The sequence below is a fragment of the Streptomyces sp. NPDC001903 genome, assembly GCF_042891345.1.
In the GTDB taxonomy this organism is placed as follows: Bacteria; Actinomycetota; Actinomycetes; order Streptomycetales; family Streptomycetaceae; genus Streptomyces.
The window spans coordinates 57024-76903 of record NZ_JBIASZ010000031.1 but is presented as its reverse complement, the minus strand read 5'-3'; the positions used below and the strand labels follow the sequence as shown (position 1 = coordinate 76903).

The 19880-nt window shown below is 68.0% G+C and carries 20 protein-coding genes and 3 pseudogenes; 7 read left to right on the top strand and 16 right to left on the bottom strand.

From position 1 onward, the window contains the following. Window positions 1-175: 175 nt before the first annotated feature. Together ACFYZS_RS39080 and ACFYZS_RS39075 are read right to left on the bottom strand one after the other, a co-directional pair. The gene (locus tag ACFYZS_RS39080) at window positions 176-496 is read right to left on the bottom strand and encodes a transposase (protein ID WP_389023928.1); all 321 of its coding nucleotides are present in this window, start codon (window positions 494-496) and stop codon (window positions 176-178) included. Further along, window positions 400-1169, bottom strand: a pseudogene (locus ACFYZS_RS39075) (transposase). The gene ACFYZS_RS39080 and the pseudogene ACFYZS_RS39075 overlap by 97 nt, the downstream one beginning before the upstream one ends. A gap of 60 nt (window positions 1170-1229) precedes the next feature. Here ACFYZS_RS39075 and ACFYZS_RS39070 point away from each other — a divergent pair. Continuing rightward, window positions 1230-1745, top strand: coding sequence for a hypothetical protein (locus ACFYZS_RS39070; protein WP_389023925.1), 516 nt, complete (start codon window positions 1230-1232; stop codon window positions 1743-1745). A gap of 54 nt (window positions 1746-1799) precedes the next feature. On the opposite strand, the gene ACFYZS_RS39065 is transcribed toward ACFYZS_RS39070, so the two are convergent. Beyond that, on the bottom strand, window positions 1800-3002 hold the full coding sequence (locus ACFYZS_RS39065; protein WP_389023922.1) for a DUF3800 domain-containing protein: 1203 nt from the start codon (window positions 3000-3002) through the stop codon (window positions 1800-1802). A 537-nt stretch (window positions 3003-3539) separates the two neighbouring features. On the opposite strand from ACFYZS_RS39065, the gene ACFYZS_RS39060 reads away from it, so the two are divergent. Together ACFYZS_RS39060 and ACFYZS_RS39055 are read left to right on the top strand one after the other, a co-directional pair. After that, window positions 3540-4391: a DUF4231 domain-containing protein gene (locus ACFYZS_RS39060; RefSeq protein ID WP_389023919.1), complete on the top strand. Its 852-nt coding sequence runs from the start codon at window positions 3540-3542 to the stop codon at window positions 4389-4391. A gap of 154 nt (window positions 4392-4545) precedes the next feature. After that, window positions 4546-5604, top strand: a complete 1059-nt coding sequence (locus tag ACFYZS_RS39055) for a hypothetical protein (RefSeq protein ID WP_389023917.1) — start codon at window positions 4546-4548, stop codon at window positions 5602-5604. A 68-nt stretch (window positions 5605-5672) separates the two neighbouring features. On the opposite strand, the gene ACFYZS_RS39050 is transcribed toward ACFYZS_RS39055, so the two are convergent. The 3 genes from ACFYZS_RS39050 to ACFYZS_RS39040 all read right to left on the bottom strand — a co-directional run bounded on the left by ACFYZS_RS39050 (window position 5673) and on the right by ACFYZS_RS39040 (window position 8396). Then, the gene (locus ACFYZS_RS39050; RefSeq protein ID WP_389023914.1) at window positions 5673-6359 is read right to left on the bottom strand and encodes a DUF6083 domain-containing protein; all 687 of its coding nucleotides are present in this window, start codon (window positions 6357-6359) and stop codon (window positions 5673-5675) included. Window positions 6360-6578: 219 nt separating this feature from the next. Beyond that, window positions 6579-6788 carry a hypothetical protein gene (locus ACFYZS_RS39045; protein WP_389023912.1) on the bottom strand — a complete coding sequence of 70 codons (210 nt, stop codon included), beginning with the start codon at window positions 6786-6788 and terminating at the stop codon, window positions 6579-6581. Between the two features lie 384 nt (window positions 6789-7172). Continuing rightward, window positions 7173-8396 (bottom strand): hypothetical protein, encoded by a 1224-nt coding sequence (locus ACFYZS_RS39040; RefSeq protein ID WP_389023909.1) that lies wholly within the window; start codon window positions 8394-8396, stop codon window positions 7173-7175. Window positions 8397-8663: 267 nt separating this feature from the next. On the opposite strand from ACFYZS_RS39040, the gene ACFYZS_RS39035 reads away from it, so the two are divergent. After that, entirely contained in the window at window positions 8664-9965 is a 1302-nt protein-coding gene (locus tag ACFYZS_RS39035; RefSeq protein ID WP_389023906.1) for a hypothetical protein, read from the top strand. 168 nt (window positions 9966-10133) lie between these two features. On the opposite strand, the gene ACFYZS_RS39030 is transcribed toward ACFYZS_RS39035, so the two are convergent. After that, window positions 10134-11114 carry a hypothetical protein gene (locus ACFYZS_RS39030; protein ID WP_389023904.1) on the bottom strand — a complete coding sequence of 327 codons (981 nt, stop codon included), beginning with the start codon at window positions 11112-11114 and terminating at the stop codon, window positions 10134-10136. A 208-nt stretch (window positions 11115-11322) separates the two neighbouring features. Here ACFYZS_RS39030 and ACFYZS_RS39025 point away from each other — a divergent pair, with 208 nt between their 5' ends. Then, the gene (locus tag ACFYZS_RS39025; protein ID WP_389023901.1) at window positions 11323-12036 is read left to right on the top strand and encodes a DUF1524 domain-containing protein; all 714 of its coding nucleotides are present in this window, start codon (window positions 11323-11325) and stop codon (window positions 12034-12036) included. A gap of 127 nt (window positions 12037-12163) precedes the next feature. On the opposite strand, the gene ACFYZS_RS39020 is transcribed toward ACFYZS_RS39025, so the two are convergent. The 6 genes from ACFYZS_RS39020 to ACFYZS_RS38995 form a co-directional block, all read right to left on the bottom strand. After that, a complete protein-coding gene (locus ACFYZS_RS39020) occupies window positions 12164-12601 on the bottom strand; it encodes a DUF6233 domain-containing protein (protein WP_389023898.1) in 438 nt (145 codons plus the stop codon). 52 nt (window positions 12602-12653) lie between these two features. Beyond that, complete coding sequence (locus tag ACFYZS_RS39015; protein WP_389023896.1) at window positions 12654-12986, bottom strand: hypothetical protein; 333 nt, start codon at window positions 12984-12986, stop codon at window positions 12654-12656. Further along, the gene (locus ACFYZS_RS39010) at window positions 12983-13222 is read right to left on the bottom strand and encodes a hypothetical protein (RefSeq protein ID WP_389023893.1); all 240 of its coding nucleotides are present in this window, start codon (window positions 13220-13222) and stop codon (window positions 12983-12985) included. Before ACFYZS_RS39010 ends, ACFYZS_RS39015 begins: the two co-directional genes overlap by 4 nt. 171 nt (window positions 13223-13393) lie before the next feature. Continuing rightward, window positions 13394-13525: a hypothetical protein gene (locus ACFYZS_RS39005; RefSeq protein ID WP_369780094.1), complete on the bottom strand. Its 132-nt coding sequence runs from the start codon at window positions 13523-13525 to the stop codon at window positions 13394-13396. A 209-nt stretch (window positions 13526-13734) separates the two neighbouring features. Further along, window positions 13735-14157, bottom strand: a complete 423-nt coding sequence (locus ACFYZS_RS39000; protein ID WP_369780095.1) for a hypothetical protein — start codon at window positions 14155-14157, stop codon at window positions 13735-13737. 119 nt (window positions 14158-14276) lie between these two features. Beyond that, window positions 14277-14894 carry a VOC family protein gene (locus ACFYZS_RS38995; RefSeq protein WP_389023889.1) on the bottom strand — a complete coding sequence of 206 codons (618 nt, stop codon included), beginning with the start codon at window positions 14892-14894 and terminating at the stop codon, window positions 14277-14279. Window positions 14895-15915: 1021 nt separating this feature from the next. Here ACFYZS_RS38995 and ACFYZS_RS38990 point away from each other — a divergent pair. Then, window positions 15916-16638 (top strand): enoyl-CoA hydratase/isomerase family protein, encoded by a 723-nt coding sequence (locus ACFYZS_RS38990; RefSeq protein ID WP_389023886.1) that lies wholly within the window; start codon window positions 15916-15918, stop codon window positions 16636-16638. Window positions 16639-16824: 186 nt separating this feature from the next. Here ACFYZS_RS38990 and ACFYZS_RS38985 read toward each other — a convergent pair. After that, a pseudogene (locus ACFYZS_RS38985) lies at window positions 16825-17081 on the bottom strand (ATP-binding protein); the annotation flags it as partial. Between the two features lie 167 nt (window positions 17082-17248). After that, window positions 17249-17587 (bottom strand): alpha/beta fold hydrolase, encoded by a 339-nt coding sequence (locus ACFYZS_RS38980; protein WP_389023941.1) that lies wholly within the window; start codon window positions 17585-17587, stop codon window positions 17249-17251. On the opposite strand from ACFYZS_RS38980, the gene ACFYZS_RS38975 reads away from it, so the two are divergent. Next, entirely contained in the window at window positions 17469-18005 is a 537-nt protein-coding gene (locus tag ACFYZS_RS38975) for a peroxiredoxin family protein (protein WP_389023883.1), read from the top strand. The two genes, ACFYZS_RS38980 and ACFYZS_RS38975, sit on opposite strands and share 119 nt — an antisense overlap. Window positions 18006-18671: 666 nt before the next feature. Here ACFYZS_RS38975 and ACFYZS_RS38970 read toward each other — a convergent pair. Then, window positions 18672-19880 (bottom strand): annotated as a pseudogene (locus ACFYZS_RS38970) (IS3 family transposase).

Sequence of the window (19880 nt, the reverse complement as noted above, 5' to 3'; positions counted from 1 at the left end):
GCTCGGAGGGATTGTCCAGGATGTGCATCCTGTACTTCATTTCCAGAGGCAGTAAATTTCAGCAAGATCGCCACCCTATCGCGGAGCTCAACGCAAGGGCCAGAGTGTCGCCCCATCAACCCCTTCCACCGTCAGCGGTATGCCGCTGACGCGGTGAGCTGCCTAACTGATCGTTTCAGAATGCGGCGCGTAGTCGCCTCAAGCAGACGATGCTGCAGGCGAGTTCGAGGAACCCCTGGTGGAGGTCGGCGCGTATCTCGTAGCGGATGCGCAGGCGTTTGAACTGGTGGAGCCAGGCGAAACTGCGCTCTACCACCCAACGGGTCTTGCCTAAGGGCTGTCCCGTAAATGATCTACGAGTCGCCTCGGGCATGGTTGGCCGCAATGTGACCCGCTGATCTATCCGGCGAGGGCGAGGTTGTGCATCCGTGCGATGCCGAGCATGGCGTGGTGGACGCCGTCGCCTTTGAGGCGGCAGTCGCGGAGGATCTTCCATGTCTTCATGCGGGCGAAGACGTGCTCGACGCGAGCCCGGACCTGCTTGTGGGACTTGGTGTGTTCCTCCTTCCAATCCGTGAGTGCACTCTGGCCGCGCTTGCGGCGGTGCGGGATGACCAGGCCGGTGCCCGGGTAGCCGCCGTCGGCGATCGTGGTCGTTCCGCTGACGGCGGCCTTGGCCCCAGACTCCTCCCAGGCCTTGCAGTCGTTGCGGTTCCCGGCGAGCGGCCGGCCGACCACGACGACCAGGCGGGTGTCGGCATCGATGACGACCTGGTGGTTGGTGGAGTACCGGTAGTTCTTCGACCGCTCGGCGACGGTATGGTCCCGGGTGGGGACCAAGGTGCCGTCCACGATGAGCACGGTGTCCTTCGCGAACCGCTTGCGGGGCTGGAGCGCGAGCATCGGCCCAAGGTTGTCGATGATCCGGTCCGCTGCCGACTTCGAGATCCCGAACAGCGGGGCGAGCTGCCGCATGGTCAGGTTGGTTCGCCAGTACGCGGTGACCAGCAGGGTCCGGTCTTCCAGCCGAAGGCTCCACGGCCGGCCCTTGCGGGCCGTGTCCGCACCTGCGCGACGCAGCACTGTCGCCAGCTTCCCGAAGGCGCGAGGGCTCAGCCCAGTGAACGGGGCTATCCAGGCGGCTCCGACGCCGTGATCACACCAGTCACATCGAGATCATCTCGCCCATGCGACCACTTCCACTCAGGCCCGTGGCCGAGAATCCTGCCATGAGCAAAGGTGACCGCCACGAGGCATCCACACGTACATTCCTTGCATGCGCAGCCGAAGTGGCTCGCCTGCTGGACCTTGAGCCTGCGGCCGACCTGCCTGAAGACCGACGTGCGCGGCACCTGGCCGGAGCTGCACGAAGGCCACTGTTGGAACGCGCCACCCTGTCTGAGGAGTTCTTCGATCCGCTGATGGCTGCTGCTGTCTACGACCCGGACCCGAGCTTCTGCCGCTGGTTCGTCGAGCCGGCGCTCTACGCATTCGGGCGCCGCAGGGTCATGACAGCGTTGCTCGGCTATCTCCGGACGGGCACGACGGCAGAGATAGCCGGTGCCCGGCGGGCCTGGTACTGCGCACATCTGTCACTACGCGTTGATCGGTCACCGGCCTACGCGCCCAGCGGAAGTCGCGATCCGGCCCTGGATGCAGTGGACGACGTGGTGGACCAGTGGCGGGAGTTGTCCGGCACCCAGCAGTGTGATCGCAATGCCTCAGGGAGCCACAACCAAGCCTGAGACCCTCGTGGCCAGAGGCTCGTGGCGCAACTCCTCGGGGTTACGGGACAACCCTTAGCGGCGCGCTTTGGCCTTGCGGGGGTCGACGGTCGCGAATCGTTCTGGCTCGTCGTGCGAGAGGAGGCCCAGAGGGTCTATGAGCGGGACTATGACGGGGTAGAGATCTTCGCCAGCGGGATGGTTCTCGCCATCATGGCGTTGCGCAACGGCAAAGCCCGCTCCTGCGATCAGGTCCGCAAGCTGCAGGGATGGGTGTTCTTTGGAATCTCCGCGGACCAGCTCATCGAGTCGGTTGCCGGCTCGGAGACCTTGCAACATGGCAATGCTCTCCACACTTCTGCTGAGAACGTCGAGTTTGGCGTCGGTGAGGAGTTTGTGGTCGTCCGCCAGGACGTTGACCTTGCCGTGCTTGAGCGAGGCGTTGCTGATGGCTGCGGGGATCGCTGGGATCAGCGGTTCCATGGTGTCTTCGTGGAGGCCGACCTGAGCTTCGACAGCGGGGTCCGGGTCGGTCAGGCGGGTGCGGGCATGGTCCTCGGCTTCGCGGCGAGTGTGGAGGAGCATGTCGAGGACTATGGCGGCCTTCTTGGCCTGAGGGGCGCGTCGGCGCCGTGCGTAGGCTGCGGACTTCTGGAGCACTTCGAAGAGGTCGTCGACGCTTGCAAGTTCACCGGTGCGGTTCTGCTTGGAGAAGAAGGCTGTGGTGACTTCCAGGAGGCGATGGAATCCGTCGAGGCCCATCGCCCGTACACCTTCGTCGTGAAGGTTCCGGGCTAGTTGGCGAGCTACATCGTTGTTCTCGATGTAGATGCCCATGGGGTGGAGGTGCTCTTCGAGCAAGAGGCTGATCAGTTTCGAGATGATGAAGTAGTGCTTGTCTATGAGATAGACGGACGCCTTGTCTGCGAGGGGTCCGGTGGTGTCGAGGAGTTCCTTCAGTAGGTGCCGGCGGCGGGTCTGCCCCTCTCTGCCGAACATTGTCTGGAACTTGAGTTCTGGGGCTGAGGACTGGATGCCTGCCTGCTTGCGCAGGTCGTCGATGATGTCTGAGGCTTCGTGATCGTCTATGGCGATGGATCCGAGAACCATGTAGCGAGCTCGGCCGTAGAGTTGGTCGCCGTCGTAGCCGGACTCATCCATGGCTATCCAGCGGGCTGTGCCTTCGTTGGTCTTCGTTGGGGCGACGCGGTTTCGGCGGCTGAACTTAGCCCCGAGTAGAGCGGTGCCGGGGTTGGGCTCATGGCGGTTCTCGGTCATGAGCATCATGCTCGTCTCGCACTTCCTGATGGGCAACCAGGTTCCGGGTCGACGAGGCCCAGCCCTGTCAGGGGGGCGGGCTTCTGGTCGTTCGTGAGTGCGGCTGCCACGACGGCATGGGCGACGCGGACACCCGGTTCGTTGGGCGGACCGTGCTGGAGATGGTGCTCCGGCTCGTTACCTGGGCCCCGTACGTGGACTGCGAGGTCTGGAGCGAGCACCTCATGCGCACCCTCGAGGAAGTCCTCGCCGTCTGCCGGACTAGGGCGGGCTTCGCACTGCAGCACGGTCCCGGCCGTCAGGTGGCCGGCTCGGAGCTCGACGCGGGGGGGAGCGGTGCTCGACGTGGCCCGCGGCCCTGGGGCACAGCTTCGGACGTGGTGGCGGAACTTGTATGGAGCGTGTCACAGCCTGGGCGAATCCTGTCCGTGGCGGTGGGCTGGCGCGTGATACTCCCGGGACCATCCGACGTATGACGCGGGAGAAGAGTTGGCGGTCAGTTCGCGGTACAGCGGGTTAACCGAGGTTGAGCTCGGCGTGCTCCAGGAGAAGGTCTGGGCGGACGAGCGTGATCTTGCCTGGAAGAAGAGGCGTCGTCGGCGGGTCCGGGTGGCGTTGGCCTTGGCTGTGTTGGCCGTACCGGGACTCGTGGTGTGGTCTGCGGTGCATCCGGGCGGGCACCAGTGGCTGGTGGCGGGTCGTACCGTCCTGTGGGCAACGCTTGTCGTTTCGGTGGTCTACCTGCTGGGGTCTGCGGTCCACTATCTGTGGAAGACCGATCGGCTGGGCGGTATCGGGCCTGATGTGTCTGTGGCGGTTCGGGATCGACACAAGCTTTCGTTGGCGGAGTTGCAGGACCGTCTGGACTCGAACCGGGCGACATTGCGGCAGGGGAACGCGCTGAGGCCGGTGTCCTTGCGGGAGCAGCGAGGGCTGTATCGCGAGGAGCTCGTGGAGGTCATTGAGGGCTATCAGGCGGAGAGCCGCAAGTACCGGCGGGTCCACAACAGTCTGCAGTCTCTGATCATGGTCGGATCGACGACGATCACCACGGTCGCGGCGCTGGACGCGAAGGAGTGGGACTGGCAGACGATCACGGTCATCGCGCTCGGGTTCTGCGTCACGCTCGCGAGCACGTTCACCGGCTACTACAAGTACCGGGAGCGCAGTTACTTCCTGCAGCAGACGGCTGATGCGATCGAGGAGGAAGCCAACGCGATCGCGCTGGGTGTGGGGGAGTACAGCCTGTTTGGTGAGGACGAGCAGGACCAGGCGCTGGCGAAGTTCACGCAGCGGGTGGAGGCGTTGCGGAATGAGCAGCGGCGGCGGCAGCAGCAGCTTGACCAGCCAGCCGAGCATGTTCCTGTTCAGGGTTCTTCGGGTTTGTAGCGGGTGGAAGGGACGAGTGAGCAGCCGCGGCCACGTGGTGCTCGCGTCGGCCTGAGAGGACAGCCTCGTCGGCGCAACGGCATCTTGGCCTGGCGGGCTGGTGGTACTGCAGGTGAGTCGGTGAGGATGTCTGCAAGTTCGGGACAGGGGGCTCATGACGTCCAAGCTCAGTCCGCTTGATATTCAGCGGCTCGCGTATTCGCGGTTCCTCTACGACGAGGGCGTGGGGTATGCGCTCCGGCCTGCGCCGTTGTCCTCGACCGCGGTCCTGTCGTTTCACGACGCGGTCGAGAACTTCCTGGGCCTGGCGGCCGAGTTCCTGGGCATGGAGGTGAGTCCGAAGATCTCTTTCGTCGAGTACTGGGGTGTGCTCAGGCCGGCTGTGCTCCTGCCAGCCAAGGGGTCGATGATCACCCTGAACGGTGTTCGGGTGGCGTTGAAGCACCATGGGGTCTTTCCGTCGTCCGATACGGTCGAGAAGTGCCGGGCGAACGTGCTGAACTTCTTCACCACGGCGACGCCGATGGTCTTCGGGGTCGAGTTTGATTCGATCAACATGATCGGGTTGGTCACTCAGCCGGATACGGCGCAGCTTCTGCGGGATGCGCAGACTCACGCCGACGTAGGGGACTGGGTACAGGCGATGGCCGGGCTCCGGCTGGCCATGGAGGCCCTGCTCGAGCGGTATGCCCGGCCCAGGGAGCTGACGCGCATTGATTCGCCGTTCGCCTTCGGTCCGCGTATCGACGGTCACCAGCTGCGTAGCCTGCAGAGTGGGACGAACCCGGAGCGCGAGCTGGCCAAGGCGGTGGAGACGGCCGTGGCCACCCAGCGAGCGATCCAGGTCATCAGCTTGGGTATCGACTTCTCCAGCTACATCCGCTTCACCTGGCTGACCCCCAGCGTCAACGGCTATATGGCTGGTCCGCCCCGGTACTACCCCACTGCGCAGGAAGAAGCGGTGACTGACCAGGACTACGCGTGGGCTCTGAATTTCGTCATCGAGTCGGCCTTCCAGGCGTCCCGAGCAGACGAAGTCCTCGAGCTCGTCAACTCCAGGGTCACGTCGAATTGGGACGCCCAGTTCAGCCGGGAACCCAGAGTCATGCGCAGCTGGGATGGGCCGGCCCGGGTTCAGCCGTCCTCTGGCTCCGGTGAAACGGATGCAGGTGGTTCGACAGACACTGACGAGCGGGAAGTGACAGCCGAGTGAGAACCTGGAGGCCCACCTCGCGCGGGTGGGCCTCTGGCGTATCCCGGCTGGCTTGGACTGGGTCTGCTTCAGGTTCTGCTGGCGTAGGCGTCGACGCGTTCCATGTGGTTGGCGGTCCGGGGTTGTCCTTTGTCGTCCGTGCAGGGCTGGCCTGCGGGAGCGGGGCATCGGGGGCACGGGATGGTGCGGACCTGGTGGCGTGAGGGGTGGAGCAGGCGGGTTGTGTGGCCACCCACTTGTGGGATGGGGAAGGCGTCGTAGCGGGCCTGGTGAAAGGCAGCAACGCGTTCTTTGTGGTTGGCCTGGCGGGGGATGCCCTCAGTGTCGACGCATTGGAAGTCCGGTTGTGCCTCGCAGTGGGGGCATCGGATAGTGCGGACGTCGTCTGCGGTGGGGTTGCGGTTCTGGCCGCGTAGCTGCTGGGTGAGGGTTCTGGCTACGTTTTCGTGGCCTCGGGCGATCGCGTGGGCACGCCTGAGGTGTTTGCGCAGGGGTTCAGGGCCCGGGTTGGGGCTGGCGATGCAGACGGGTTCGTGGAGGATGCGGACGGTGTCGGTGGGGTCGGTCCAGCCCATGGGAAGGGCGATGCCGTTGCCGTTGACTCTCCAGCGGAGTTCTTCGGGTACGAGGTGGGTGGGGGCTTCGCGGGCGTCGAGGACGACTTCTTGGCCGTCGTGTTCGGGGTAGCCCTGGACGGAGTCTCCACACCGCCAGCAGTGGCCTAGGCGGCCGAGGCCGGCGTTCTTGCTGCTCACGGCGCGCCACGTTAGTGGTGCCCGGTTGCTGGTGCCGAATGGTGGTGTGCGTGTGGGGGATGCCGGTACAGCGAGCGCCTGGAGGGCTGTACTGCTCTGCAGGGGTGGCGGTCCGCTTTCACCTTCGCGGGCAGGACACGTCCTCGGCCCGTAGGTCCGATCTGGCTCGGCTGCCCTGGGCATCTCGTCCAGTGCAGCCGAGTGGGTGTTCGGGTCGGTCTAACGGCGGATCTGCACCGTGATCTGGAGACCGCCGACACCGAGTGCTGCGGCTCCGACAGCGCCGACGGCTACGGCTGCTTCGGATTGGCCGATCGCCGCGAGGACGACGACGCCGACGACGGCGATGAGTCCGGTGACGGCGCTTGTCCAGGCCAGCAGATGGGCTTTGGGCTGTAAGGGCGTTGGGGTACGGTCAAGTGACGCCAAGGGTCTGCTCTCCTCGCAATGGGACGGCTGCCCGATGTTGGTGAGAGGGAGATTCCGTCGAGGCCGGCCCTAGGAAGCACGGGCCTCACCGGAGTCTCCCTTCGCCGTTCGCCGGGTCTCTGACTCGTCCACAAGGCTAGTCACTCATCGCGACACAGACACGCGTGCCCTCCCCCAACACCCTTTGGTGGCGCCGACTTTCATGCGTCTACGCCGGGTTCCCCGGGGCCTGAAAATCCGGCCCCGGGGAACCCGGGAATCTGCTGGTCAGAGCGGCTTCAGCGCAGGAATCGTGCGTCTGTAGCCTCCTCCAGCGCCACGGCACGCCTATGGCACAAGTCACATAAATTCCTTGTGGTTGAGCAGCCCTGGCCGTTCTCTGCTCTACCTCCGGCGGCGGGGGAGGAGGCGGCGCCAGCTCCAGCGAGGCCTCGTGCGCAGGGACGGGACGCGGGGAAGGGGCTCTGCCGGGCAGTCGGGTTCGTTCGCCGGGAGGGGTGGGGGTGAGGCGGCTGTCGCGAGGGAGGTTGCCTCTTCGCTGGGAGTGGGGGAGAGGGCGGTGTCGAGGGTGAGCTGGACTCCGGTGGCGGCCGCCGGGGTGGAGTTCCGGTGGTTGTGCGCGGTGCGGGCGAGGTTGCGGCGGTGTTCTTCCCGTCGGCGCTGGGAGGCGGCGAGCGCGGCCATGATGCGCAGGGCGGGGACGGGTCGGAAGGCGGGTTGGGCAAGGACGGTGAGGGGGAGTGGGATCAGGCCCCACCAGGCGGAGTCGGGTGCGGGGTGGGGGTGGGAGATGGCCCAGTCTCGGGCCCACCGGGCGGTGTCGCCGGTCCAGTCCTCCCCCTCGTGTACGGGGTGTGTGATGGGGCGGCCGCCGTAGGGGATGAGGATCTTCTCCCCGGTCAGCCAGCACACCTGTGCGCCGGTGCTGTTGATGAGGCGTTGGATGGGGGTGGGGCGGACCTTGTCGTGGACGGTGGGTTCGCCGGAGATGCGGACCTTGAGGTTGCCGGCGTAGTCGAAGGCGTGGTGGTCGCCGCGGTCGAAGAACCACCAGTGCGCGGTGTGTTCACCGTGGCGGGCGCGCACTGCCTGGAGGCGGGTCTGGGCGGTGTCACGGGACAGGAGGCGGCGGGGGCGCTCAATCACCGCGAGGTGGCGGCCGCGGCGCAGGGTGATGGCGGGGGGAAGCTGCCAGGTCGATCCGGCGAGAGCGGGGTCGGTTTCCACACGTACGGTGACGCCGGGGAGGGCTTGGGTGAGGCGGTCGCGGAGGTCGAGGGCGATGGTGAGGTCGGCGTGGATGTCGGCGGCGTGTGCGGCGGGGGCCTTGCAGCGGTCGGGGTCGGCGCCGCCGGCGTGGTGGCGGAAGCGTGGGGTGAAGCCGGAGGCGGGTGTGGTGGGTCCGGTGAATATGAGGGCTTTGCCGCAGGCGCAGCATCGGTAGCGGTCGCCGGCCTTGCCGCGGGGGAAGCGGGTGGGGGCGTCGGCTTCTCGGCGGAGGTCGATGATGCGGCCGTGGTCTGCGGTGTCGATGGCGAGTTCGCTGAGCTTGATCGTGCGTGTGCGGGTCTTCGTGGTTGTGGCGGTGGGGGCGCTGGGGCGGGACATGGTGTGGCTCCTTGTCGTGGCGGGGGCGTGCGGGGGTGGACGGGCGGTGCGTGGTGGTGAGGAGCCTTACGCCCTGGTGTGTGTCCGGCACTTTGTCCGTAGCCTTCCTGCAGGTGAACTCCGGACAACGAGCCCTTTGTCCGGGACACGGCCGGACAATGCCGGGGGGCAGGGATGGCGGGTGGCAAGGGGAGGGGCCGGGCATGGGCTCCGCTGCGGGCGGAGTCGGAGGAAGCCGCCGAGTTAGCCAGGTTTCTTCGGCAGCTGATGGACATGCACGGGGTGACCGTGCGGGCTCTGGAGTCGGGGGTTCCGTACGCGAGGTCGACGATCAGTGAGAACCTCAAGGGGAAGGTGCCGCCGAAGGAGTTCGTGGAGGCCGTGGTCAAGGCGGTGGTGCGTGAACCCCGCAAGCAGGCCGTCGACCTGAAGCGGGCCCTGGATCTGTGGCGGGGAGCGCAGGCGCCTTCCGTGGCAGCGGTGATCGTCCGGTCGGCTCCGGGGACGGCTCTCGCGCTGGCGGACAAGACGTCCGACCGGTTGTACGAGGTGATGGACCGCAATCTGGAGCTGGAGCGGGACCGCCTCAGTACCCAGCAGCTGGTTCTCCTGCTGATGCGTCTGGTGGGGAGTCTCCAGGACCAGGTCGCCGTGCTGAGCGATGTGCCGGCGGCAGCGTCGGAGATGGAGATGCTGAACGAGCAGTTGCTGCTAGCCCGGAAGGAGCTTGAGCGGGCTCGGAGCGCGCGGGATGAGGCCGAGGCGCTCGCGGTGCGTGCGCAGCAGGAGAGCGTTGCGCTCCAGGAGGAGCTGGCGCGGTTGCGGGCTGCGGCGCCGAGTGCGGAGGAGGCGGTCCCTGTCGCGGCGCAGCTGCCGGTCGAGCTGCAGGAGGAGTTCTTCCTCGCCGATGTCGAGCGGGCCTTGGCGACTGCTGAGGGGTTTCTTCAGGAGGGCGCGGAGCTGCGGGAGCGTCTCGGGGGTGAGTTACCGGAGGTGCGGCGGGAGCCGGAGCAGGGTGTGGGCGTGCGGGAGCCGGTGGCGATGCGGATCGCGATTCTGCTGTCGTGCCGGGCTCTGGGCACTCTGCTGGTGATCGGTGGGGCGATGCTCAACTACGCGTTGACGACGTGGGTGTCCCGTGCCGCGGGCGGGGTGGGGGCTTTCATGTGGGCGCCGGGCGTGCTGCTCGTGCTGGATCCGTGGGACGTGTACGTCGACTGGTGGCCAGCAGTGCGGGCCAGGCTTCAGCGGGAGCCGGACACTCCTGATTGGTCGGTGGATCTGGGCGACGTCTTCAGCCGGCTGCTGCGTGTGGGGTGGGCCGTCGCCGCGGCGTGCGGAGGTGTGCTGGTCTTGGCGACGTTCTACTGGTGGTCGCTGTGGCTGCTGATCGTGTTCGTTCCCCTGACTCTCGGGTTGTTCGGGTACACGCTGGTCGGCCGGAGCCTTCCTGCAGTGCGGGTCCTGGTCGGGATTGCAGAGCAGATCGCCGGACTCTTCCCGAAGAGTGCGTTGGCCCGGGCGTTCGAGCTCCAACCGCCTGCAGGCGGTGGCGCTCCAGGCGCCTAGCGCGGTAGGTGGCTCCAGGTGTCGGGGGGGGGCTGGGCAGTCCCTGGCTCACCTGGTCGCTTGGGGCTCAGCGAGCTCACGGGTGTCTAACTGTGAGGAGGGTCCGATGATGTGCTGCCCTGCGCACGGTTCGGGCGGCACATCATCGGACCCTCCTCACGGTGGGTGCTACGGCTCGACGGTCACCTGGGTGACGGTGTCGGCCAGCTTGGCCATGAGCGAGTGGATAGGGGTCGCGTCAGCCTCGTCAAGGCTGGGGTGGAGGGCGAACGCGAAGCTCACGTCCAAGGTGTCGAGTGAGGGGAACATCACCGCCATCGCCTTGAACGGACAATCCGGCGGGAAGTAGGCAGCCAGGATCTTCGCGGTCATCTCGAGCGACCGCATGGGTGCGGCTCCGAGCATGGCGGCGTCGACGACGAGGATCGAGGGTACGGCTTCGGCCTGCTTGATCTTCGCTTTGTCGTTCCAGGCCAGGGTGAGGGCGTTCTTGACGATGTCGAAGGTGCCGGTCAGCTCGGTGGAGTCGACCTTCTCCTGCACGCGGATCTGCTCGTCTTCGGCTGCCTGAATGTGGGCGGTGATGGTCACCTCGCCGCCGTTGTTGCTGTTGAGGAAGGTCATGGGGTGCTTGGCCCCGGGGCCGGCGCCGTCGCGCAGGAGGTCGGTGACTTGCTCGACGAAGGCTTCTCGTACGTTGCTCTGGATTCGGTGCGGGTAGGTCGTGTAGGTCAGAACCAGCGAAAGGCCCTCGTAGGGGGTCAGTGCCTCTTCCAGGGCATCGACGAGGAGATGGGTGCCGTCGGGCCGCCGGGCGGTGACCTCGATGCCGAGGTTGCCCTGGTTCACGAGGATGTCCGGGTTCGGCTTGCTGGTGTCGCCGAAGTCGAATTCGATGCCCTGCTCTGCGAGCCGGTGGGCAATCAGCAGTTCGGCACGCATGTCGAGGACCGTCTTGAAGGTCCTGTTGGCTGCGAAGTCCTTGATCTTGTCGGAGAGCCGTGCAGGGTTGGCCTTCTCCAGGGAGGTGAGCATCACCTCGAAGCCGTCGAGCAGTTCGTCGGCCTGCGTGTCGCCCATGAGGGGCAGCAGGGGATGGTCCGGGTGGGCTCCGGTCATCCAGCGGTTGAGGGTGGGGCGGTTCGTCAAACGGGTCTCCTCCATGGAGGGTGTCGGTAGGGCAGACCGACAACGCGTTCGGGTGGGCGGTGGTTCCCGGTGTCGCAGCTGACGCGGGGAAGGGGTCATCTGCGGCTTGTGCGGAGTGGCGTTTCTCCGGTGAATTCCAGAGCCCGCCTGGGTGATCCGGCCCGTGGTGCCCTCCCCGAGACCCAGCCCGGACGGCTACAACGCGGGCGTGATCAAGAACCTGTTGCACCGCGGTCTGCCCGCGCTCGCCCTGTCCGTGCTGCCCCTGCTCGCCACCGCCGTGCCGGCTCATGCCGTCGACGGTCAGGAGCGCTTCGCCTCTTCCTTCACCGTCTCCGCCGTACGGGAGTCAGGCTCGCTGTTCGACGGGATCGATCGGATTCCCGCCGCCCCGGAGTCCCGCGAGGGCTATGTCCGTACCGCGTTCAAGCACTGGAACGCCGGCGCGATCGCCGACGACGGCTGCAACACGCGCGCCGAGGTCATCCTCGAGGAAGCAGTCGAGCGTCCCGAGGTAGCGCCGGGCTGCAAGCTGGCCGGGGGGAAGTGGTTCTCGCCGTACGACGACACCTGGGTCACCGCGGCCTCCGGTCTCGACGTCGACCGCCTGGTCCCGCTCGCCGAGAGCTGGGACTCCGGAGCGTCTGCCTGGACGGCGAAGCGGCGTGAGGCCTATGCCAACGACCTTGCGACGCCGACCTCCCTGATCGCGGTCACCGCGAAGTCCAACCGTGCCAAGGCCGACAAGGACCCAGCCGAATGGATGTCTCCGGCCGCGGAGTACGCCTGCACGTACGTGACGGGCTGGGTCGAGACCAAGCTCCGCTGGGGCCTGGCCGCCGACGACCGCGAGCGCGAGGCGCTGCTCGGGCTGGCGGAGGACTGCCCCGGCGCGACCGTCTCCTACGAGACCGCGCCGTAGCCAGTCCGGGGCTCAGGCCCCAGGCGGGAGCCGAAGCGGAAGGCCATCTCGCAGCCAGCCATGCGGCCATGCTGGCCCACCGGGCAGGGACCGACCGAACATTGCTGATCTTCCGCGCGGCGGGCCGCTAGGCGTAGCCCGAGCCCAATTCGAGTGCCTGAATGAGCACCTCGGCGGCGGCGCAGTCGGTGCATGCGTCGACGCCGGGCCTCATCAGGGCGTCGAGTGCCTCCATGGTGTCCATCTCCTGCCCGCTGCCGCCCGCCGTGCTGCACCCGGTCTCATGGACGACGGCCCTGCGCCGGCCTCCGGGGCGGATCTGGAGCATCCAGCCCGGCCGCTCCGGCGGCGGTTCGGCGGGTAGGCGGTGCGAGGGCACCTTGGGGTAGTTCACCGCCCACATTGGCTCCAGCAGGTCGGCCGTCACCCACACCGTGTATTCCGAGGGCTGCGCCCGTCCGCCCTCGAGAGTGATGTACGCGGGCATGCCGATCTTGAAAACCCAGTGGTCGGGGAGTTCCTGGCGTTCGTATAGCCGCACCTGAAGGCGCTGGCTGTCCGGCAAGACCAGAGTGATCGGCCAGTGCGGAGCCGCTGGTGCCGGGGTGCTCATCTCTTCACCGCCAAGACTCGGCCTCGCCGGGTGGGATCGCGATGATGCGGCCGTCCACGCACAGCGTGACGAGCTGCTCCTCCCCGCCGGGCGCCGCGCTCGCGACGTTCTGGAGCTCGTGCCGGGCCGCCCTGCTCCACCCGGAATCATTGGTGGCCCAGTGGGGGTGAGCGTCCAGGCGGAAGCTGAGGCGGAGCAGCTCCATGCGCATCTCGTGGCCGTCGGCCGGGGGATCGCCCGCCAGCCGGTTGAAGACCCGAGTCCACTGCTGCTGGAGAGCGACCAGGTCGTCGGGGAACCGGGTGACCGGTCTCGGGCCGCCCGGTTCGACGGTCACGCCGCCGTCACCCAGGCGCGGGCTCGGGCTCGGCGTCGGAGCTCGACCCAGGCAGCCGGGGAGCGGCCGGGGACGGTCCAGAAAGGGTGGGCGGCGATGCTGCAGGAGAGGGTGATGAGTCGGCGGCGGAGGGTCGTGGTGCTGGCCTGGACGGGCTGGCGGGCCAGGTCGGTGTAGGTGCGCAGCCATGCGGCCTGGAGGTTGATCAGGTCGTCGGGGAAGTGGATGGACGTCATCCACTAATTAGAGCAGCTGTTCGAATATGGGCGCGAGTCGTTCCTCCGCCCCGTCCGGGTGAACCACTTCCGGGAACAGGCGCAGGCGATCAGTACGGGCGAGCCGTACGTCCTGCGCGTCACGGTGGCCTGACCACGGCTGTGCCCGTCAGACCGCCCACTAGGTGGCGGTCAGGCCTTGCGCCGGGCGCGGCCGGTGTGGGCGAGGGCGTCGGCGAGCTGGTCGTGGTTCATGGACGAGCGGCCCGGGATGCCGGCCGCGGCCGCCTTCTCGTACAGCTCGGCCTTCGTCAGCGCCGCCATGGGACGCCCCGCTGCTATCGCCGGAAATCCCGACGTCCGCGGTCACCTGACGGCGGGGTGACGGGCAGGTCGCGCGTACTTGAACCTCCGCGCCATTCGTTCGCAACCGCAGCGCCATACGGGTGCCGAGACCGTCGGCGTCACACGGCGCCGGGACTGGGGCTGGCTGACGAGCGGGCGACGCGGCGCGCCGTGCGGGAGCAGCGCGGTCATGTGGTGTGCAGAGGTTCCTTGAAGGACCTGCGGAAGACCGGACCCGCGAAGGGGATGATCGAGGACTTCACCTTCGACGTGAACGAGGTGGGGTGCCGTTCGAGTCTTACGTCGACGCGGGTGCCGTTGTCCGTGGGAGTCATGTGAAACTGCCAGCCGCCCGGGCCGAAGGGCACCGAGTCACGGGTGGTGACGCTGACGCTGTTCGCCGAGCGGTCCCATTCGTAGCGTGCACGCTCCCAGGACTTGTCGTTGCCCTCGGTCACCTCCGCCCAGGTGTCGCCCCGCTCGTGGACCTGGAAGTGCTCGGCATCGATGGAAGACCACTCGTCGACGCGGGAGGGGCTGAAGTTCGTCAGCACGCCCATCACCTCGTCCGGGCTCATCGAAGAGTTCACGTGGAAGTGTAGGGAAGGCATGACCTGCTCCCTGGTTCGAGATGACCGCCTCCACCTCCCAGGGTGCGCCTCCGCCCACCGCCGTGCACCAGCAGCCGGAAATGGGCGCGCGGGCCTTGTCCTCCCGCGGGGCGACGAGGTCACGACGGCAGTTCGGTCCCCGCCTGCTCCCGGACCATGTACCGGGCGTACCAGTCGGGCCAGTTTTCGTCCGCCGCACCGATGCGTGCCTCGTGCTCCCCGTGTGCGGCCGCGGCACGGCGCAGCGCGCTCGCCAGGTCCTCGGCCGAGGCGAACGTCGTGGCCGCGGGGTCGAGGCGTCCCGGGAGCCGTGTGGTGATCTCCTGGAGCAGCCAGCCGTTGCCGTCCGGGTCGCTGAATGACAGGAACGAGCCGTAGCTCGTGCGCTGGGGATCCGGCCCCGGCACCCGGGCCTCCGTCCCGGCGTGGTGGAAGACGCCGCCGGCGTCGTGGAACACCTCGCTCGGCTCGGCGCCGAGCCGTTTCAGCTCCTCGCGTGCAGCGTTGATGTCGTCCACGACCAGGTGCAGGCCCTGGGCCGAGCCGGGCGTCTGGGAGGTGACCGAGGTGCCGAAGATGACCGATGCCGGCGAGCCGGGTGGCGTCACCTGCACCACCCTGAAGGTCTCGTCCGGGGCGACGTCCGCGTCCAGCCTCCAGCCGAGCCGCGTGTAGAAGTCCTTGGCCCGGTCGACGTCGGACACCGGCACCACTACGACTTCGAGTTTCATGTCCATGACTAACCACTCCTGGTTCGTGCAGATGCCGCCTTCGACGAGACTCGCACGGCCGGACGCGGGCCGCGCCCGGGAACCCGGTGGAGGGTGGCCCGGGGAGTACGCCGGGCCCGGCTTCGGAGCGAGCTGCGGCGGCCGGGATGCCGATCCGGGTCAGTTGGCCTCCCACCAGCGGGTGACGACGTCGGCGTAGGCGTCGGTGCCCTCCCCCCCCAGGCGAAGTGGCCGACGTCGATGAGGTCCAGCTTGCTGTTGGGCAGGTGCAGGTCCAGATACTCGGCGTTCTCGGGCGGTACGACCGCGTCGTTGGTCCTGCCAGGATCTGGACCGGCGTCTCCAGGCGCGGCAGTAGCTCGCCGAGGACGGGCAGTTCGGCGGGGTACGCGCGGACGTAGGGCGGCTGGTCGGCGAACCGCTGACCCGTGCAGGACGCGAGGTAGTCCTCGCGCACGACGTCCGGCAATTCGTAGCCGTGGATGCCGCCGATCGCGGCGGTCACGGCGGCCTTGGCGCTCATGGCCCGATAGGGGGACAGGTCCTCGGCAAACACCCAGTCCTTCAGGGGGCTTCCCAGGTTCAGCGGGACTGCCGTCCCTCCGGTGCCCACCACCAGCGGCCACCCGCACGATGAAGTCACCCATCGCGGTCGGGGACAGCAGGTCCTCGCGCAGCTCGGAATGGCCGAACCCGGGCAGGTCCACCGCGGTCAGGTGAGCGTGCCGGGCCAGCTTCGACCAGATCGCGTCATAGGCGTACAGGCTCTCGGGCCACGGGCTGAGCAGCAGAGCCTCGCGGGCGCGGGGCACGTCACTCTCCGCGTACCGGATGGGCAGTCCGTCGATGGTCCGGAACCGGGGCCTGATCTCGCTCATTTACCCGTCCTCTCAAGGGCCTTCGTGGCACGCGCCCCGGGCCGTGACGCAAACGTGTCTATGACAACACGGACAGCGACACGCGGCGACGGCGCGCCCGCGGGACCCGGGGAGAGGGCCAATGTCGCCGGGTACCGAACGGAGTCCCCATGACCTTCGCCTGCTCCTCGATCCGGACCCGGCTCGAAGAGGGCGTTCTGTGGGCCACCCTCGACGCGGGCCCGCTCAACCTCCTCGGTGTCGATCTGGTGCGTGACCTGGTCTCCCTTGTCGACACCCTGGACGACGACCCCGGCGATGTACGCGTCCTCGTCATCGACAGCGCCTCGCCGGACTACTTCTCGGCGCACGTGGATCTCACCGCGGTCCCGCAGTACACCGCGGAGGCGGCCAAGGCCGGCGGCCCCGATGACGCCTCGCTCGGCATGTTCCTGCACAGGCTGTCGCGCGTCCCCGCGATCACCATCGCCAAAGTGCGCGGCCGTGCCCGCGGCGGCGGCAACGAACTCGCACTGGCCTGCGACATGACCTTCGCATCGCGCGAGAACGCGGTCTTCGGCCAGTTCGAGTGCGGGACCGGCGCCCTTCCCGGCGCGGGCGGCATCCAGCACCTGACCCGGCGGCTCGGCCGCGCTCGCGCCATCGAGGCCGTCGCGGGAGCGGCCGATTTCACCGCCGACCTCGCCGAGCGCTACGGCTGGATCAAACGTGCCCTGCCCGACGCCGAACTGGACGGCTTCGTCGAGCACCTGGCCGGGCGCATCGCCGGCTTCCCGCCCCAGGGGTCCGGGCCGCCAAGCGCTCGATCAACGACCTCACGCTGGCGGAGCCCGCGCACATCCGCTACGACGCCGCCACCTTCCAGGCCCTGATCACCCTGCCCGAAACCCGCGAGCGCCTGGAGCACCTGACCCACCGAGGACTCCAGCGTGCGGGCGAGACCGAACGCGACCTCGGCACGGCCGTGGCGGAGTTCCCCCGTTGACATGGCACATCCCGCCCAGCCGCCGAACGCTTCGCACAAATGTTCCGTGAGGCTGCGACTCGCCCGCGGCAAGGGGGAAGGGGAACTCCGTCCGGACGGTCTTGCCGTCCCGGGTGTAGCGGGTACCCCACCGCTCGGTGAGCTGGGCCACCAGGAAGAGTCCGCGGCCGCCCTCATCGGTGGTGCGCGCCCGTCGTAGGTGCGGAGCAGTGCTGCTGCCGTCGGAAACCTCGCAGATCAGGCTGCGGTCGCGGATGAGCCGCAGGTCCCCGACCCGCCGCCGTACCGGTAGGCGTTGGTGACCAGTTCACTGACGACCAATTCGGCGGCCGGAGAGACGGTGGAGAAGGCCGAACCGGCGGCGGAGCCGACCGGTGCCGTCGACCTCATGGAGGCCCTGCGCGCCAGTGTCGAGCGGGCCCGGAGTCCCAAGGACACCGGCGAGAAGGCCGCCTCCCCCGGCGCCCGGGCGGCCGGCGGAAAGAAGGCGCCGGCCGCTAAGAAGCGGGCGCACTCCGGGCCGGCGGCCAAGGGCCGGGAGCTGGGGTCTCGAACCGGTCCGGGTGCCGGGCCGCGGCGAACAGCGCCGCGGGAGTGCCGATGTCGGGACCCACGACGTGCGGTTTTTCCAGCCCGAACCCGTCCTTCGCCTTCACCAGGGCCTCGACCTTCTCGCGGAAGGAGTCGTGAAAGGTCAGCCAGGGTTTTGCGCTCCTCGTGCTCGGCCTGATCGTCTTGGGCGTGCTGCGCCGCTTGCGGCCGGTCCTGGAGAGCGTCGAGGGGGCAGGGGCGTCCCAGTCCCACCGCTCCAGCCCCGCGGCGGTTGCGGGCAGCAAGGTCCCGGACTTCACAGGGGTCACCGCGGATGGAGTCGCTGTCCGCTCCAGTGACCTGTGGAACCGCACCGCGGTGGTGCTGTTCGTCAATCCCGGCTGCCGCCCCTGCCACAACCTCCTGGCCGAACTGAGTGCCCGACCGGACCCGCTCGGCGGCACAGCTCTGCTGGTGATCACCCCCAGCCCGGTACAGACCACCGACAACCGAGGTATCGACGCCCAAGTCCTGGCCGACCCGGATCGGCGCATCAGCCAAGCCCTGGGTGTCAGTGCCACCCCGGCCGCCATGACAGTCGACCTTCACGGCCGCGTGGCTTTCTCGCTGCGTGCAGTCAACACCCTCCAACAGCTTCAAGCCCTCATCACTGCTGGGGAGCCGCACCAGACGCCCGTGCCCGTCCCGCCACCCGGAGGCTGAGCATGAATGACCCGACCCCCCTGCGTAGCCGACAAGACCGCCGCCGCTTCTTCCGCCTCCTGGGCACCAGCCTCCTCGCCGGAATCGGCCTGACCGCTCTCCCAGCCGCGCCGGCTCACGCCGCTGGCTGCAGCCACCCTGAGGACAGCGACAGATCCTGCACGCAGGACATCGACTGCTGCGGTGCGGCGCTATGCCGTCCGGCGCCATCCACCCCCAACGGCCTGCTGGTATTGGCCTGTTGCCACCCACCAGGAACGATCACCGACGATCCTGAACTGTGCTGTCCAGACGAGAACGTCGGAATCGGTGGCGATTTCTACCTCTGCACGGGCGGCCGACCCTGGTGATGTCCCGCCGCTCGAACGGCACAGCGCAGTGTTCGGGGCGACCGCGAGGATGCTGAGAAGCATCCGTCGAAGGTGCGTAGACGTGCCAGTTCGAGCGGTACGGAATCAGGAGGCGTGCGCGGTGGTGGGGCGTTGGTAGAGGGTTACGTCGATGCCGCGGGCGTTGTAGTGGGCGGCCGGGTCGAAGCCGGCGCGGGCGAGAATCCACTGCTGGGCTGCGGCGGTGCGGGCGGCGGCTTGGCGGGCCTCGGGGGAGAGGTGGGTGCAGGTGATGTGCCAGACGCGAGGGGGCCTTGACCCCGGATTTTGAACATGTCTATGCGGCTTGGGTCAGGGTAGTTGGTGCTGGATGGAGGGCGTTCTCGTAGGCGATCGGGGACCGCTGGCCGAGGCGGGAGTGCCTGCGTCGGGTGTTGTATCGGGTCAGCCAGCGGAAGGCGTCGAGCCGCGCCTGGCGCTCGTCCGGCCAGCCTTTGCGGCCCTTGAGCGTCTCTCTTGAAGGCGGCGTTGAAGCTTTCCGCGGCGGCGTTGTCCGCGCTGGACCCGACCGCTCCCATGCTTTGCCGGACCCCGGCTGACCTGCAGATTTCAGCGAAGGCTCTACTCGCATACTGCGACCCGTGGTCCGTGTGCATGATCGCCCCCTCGAGACTGCCGCGGGTCTGCTCGGCGGCCGTCAGGGCGTCGATGACGAGCTCGGCTCGCATGTGATCGGCGATCTCCCACCCGGCCAGTCGGCGTGAGGCAAGGTCGATGACGGTGGCCAGGTAGAGCGGCTTCGCGCCGTTGACCGGCAGATACGTGATGTCGCCGACGTACTTCGTGTTCACCGCGGCAGCGGTGAAGTCACGTTGGATCAGGTCCGGTGCCTTCGCCGTGGCCGGGTCGGCGAGCGTGGTGCGGTGTCGGCGGCGCAGGCGGACCCCCTCGAGCGCGATGGTCCGCATGATTCTCGCGACGCGCTTGTGGTTGACCACCGGGCCGCCTTTGTCGCGGAGTTCGGCGGTGATTCTGGGGGCTCCGTAGGTGCCGTCGGAGTCCTGGTGGATCTTGCCTATCCGGGCGGCGAGCTCGGCCTCGGCGGCTTGCCGGGCCGCCCTGGCGGCCGCGGTGCGGCGCCAGTAGTAGAAGCTGGAGCGGGCCAGGCCCAGGATGGTGCAGAGCCGCTTCACCCCGTGACGGCGCTGGTGATCCTCAACGAACCGGCAGCGGTTCACCAGCGCGTCTCCGTCGCGAAATACCGGGCCGCCTTGCGAAGGATGTCGCGCTCTTCCTCCAGCTCACGGATCCTCTTGCGGGCAGCGGCCAGCTCCGCCTCGACGGCGTCACCACCGGCCGGGACGACGGCCGTCGGCGAGGAATGGGCGCCGGAACGACGTCCGTCGGCGGCCCGGATCCAGTTCCGCAGCGTCTCGGTGTTCACTCCGAGGTCGCCGGCGACGGACTTGATCGTCGCTCCTGGCCTCGACCTGTACAACGCGACCGCGTCCGCCTTGAACTCGGCGGGGTAGTGCTTCATCCCCAC

What these genes read in the sequence shown, in the direction of transcription:
- ACFYZS_RS39080 (WP_389023928.1), bottom strand. Translation starts at nt 496, where the DNA reads ATGGAAGATCCTCCGCGACTGCCGCCTCAAAGGCGACGGCGTCCACCA.
- ACFYZS_RS39070 (WP_389023925.1), top strand. Translation starts at nt 1,230, where the DNA reads ATGAGCAAAGGTGACCGCCACGAGGCATCCACACGTACATTCCTTGCA.
- ACFYZS_RS39065 (WP_389023922.1), bottom strand. Translation starts at nt 3,002, where the DNA reads ATGACCGAGAACCGCCATGAGCCCAACCCCGGCACCGCTCTACTCGGG.
- ACFYZS_RS39055 (WP_389023917.1), top strand. Translation starts at nt 4,546, where the DNA reads ATGACGTCCAAGCTCAGTCCGCTTGATATTCAGCGGCTCGCGTATTCG.
- ACFYZS_RS39040 (WP_389023909.1), bottom strand. Translation starts at nt 8,396, where the DNA reads ATGTCCCGCCCCAGCGCCCCCACCGCCACAACCACGAAGACCCGCACA.
- ACFYZS_RS39035 (WP_389023906.1), top strand. Translation starts at nt 8,664, where the DNA reads ATGGACATGCACGGGGTGACCGTGCGGGCTCTGGAGTCGGGGGTTCCG.
- ACFYZS_RS39010 (WP_389023893.1), bottom strand. Translation starts at nt 13,222, where the DNA reads ATGACGTCCATCCACTTCCCCGACGACCTGATCAACCTCCAGGCCGCA.
- ACFYZS_RS39005 (WP_369780094.1), bottom strand. Translation starts at nt 13,525, where the DNA reads ATGGCGGCGCTGACGAAGGCCGAGCTGTACGAGAAGGCGGCCGCGGCC.
- ACFYZS_RS39000 (WP_369780095.1), bottom strand. Translation starts at nt 14,157, where the DNA reads ATGCCTTCCCTACACTTCCACGTGAACTCTTCGATGAGCCCGGACGAG.
- ACFYZS_RS38995 (WP_389023889.1), bottom strand. Translation starts at nt 14,894, where the DNA reads ATGGACATGAAACTCGAAGTCGTAGTGGTGCCGGTGTCCGACGTCGAC.
- ACFYZS_RS38990 (WP_389023886.1), top strand. Translation starts at nt 15,916, where the DNA reads ATGACCTTCGCCTGCTCCTCGATCCGGACCCGGCTCGAAGAGGGCGTT.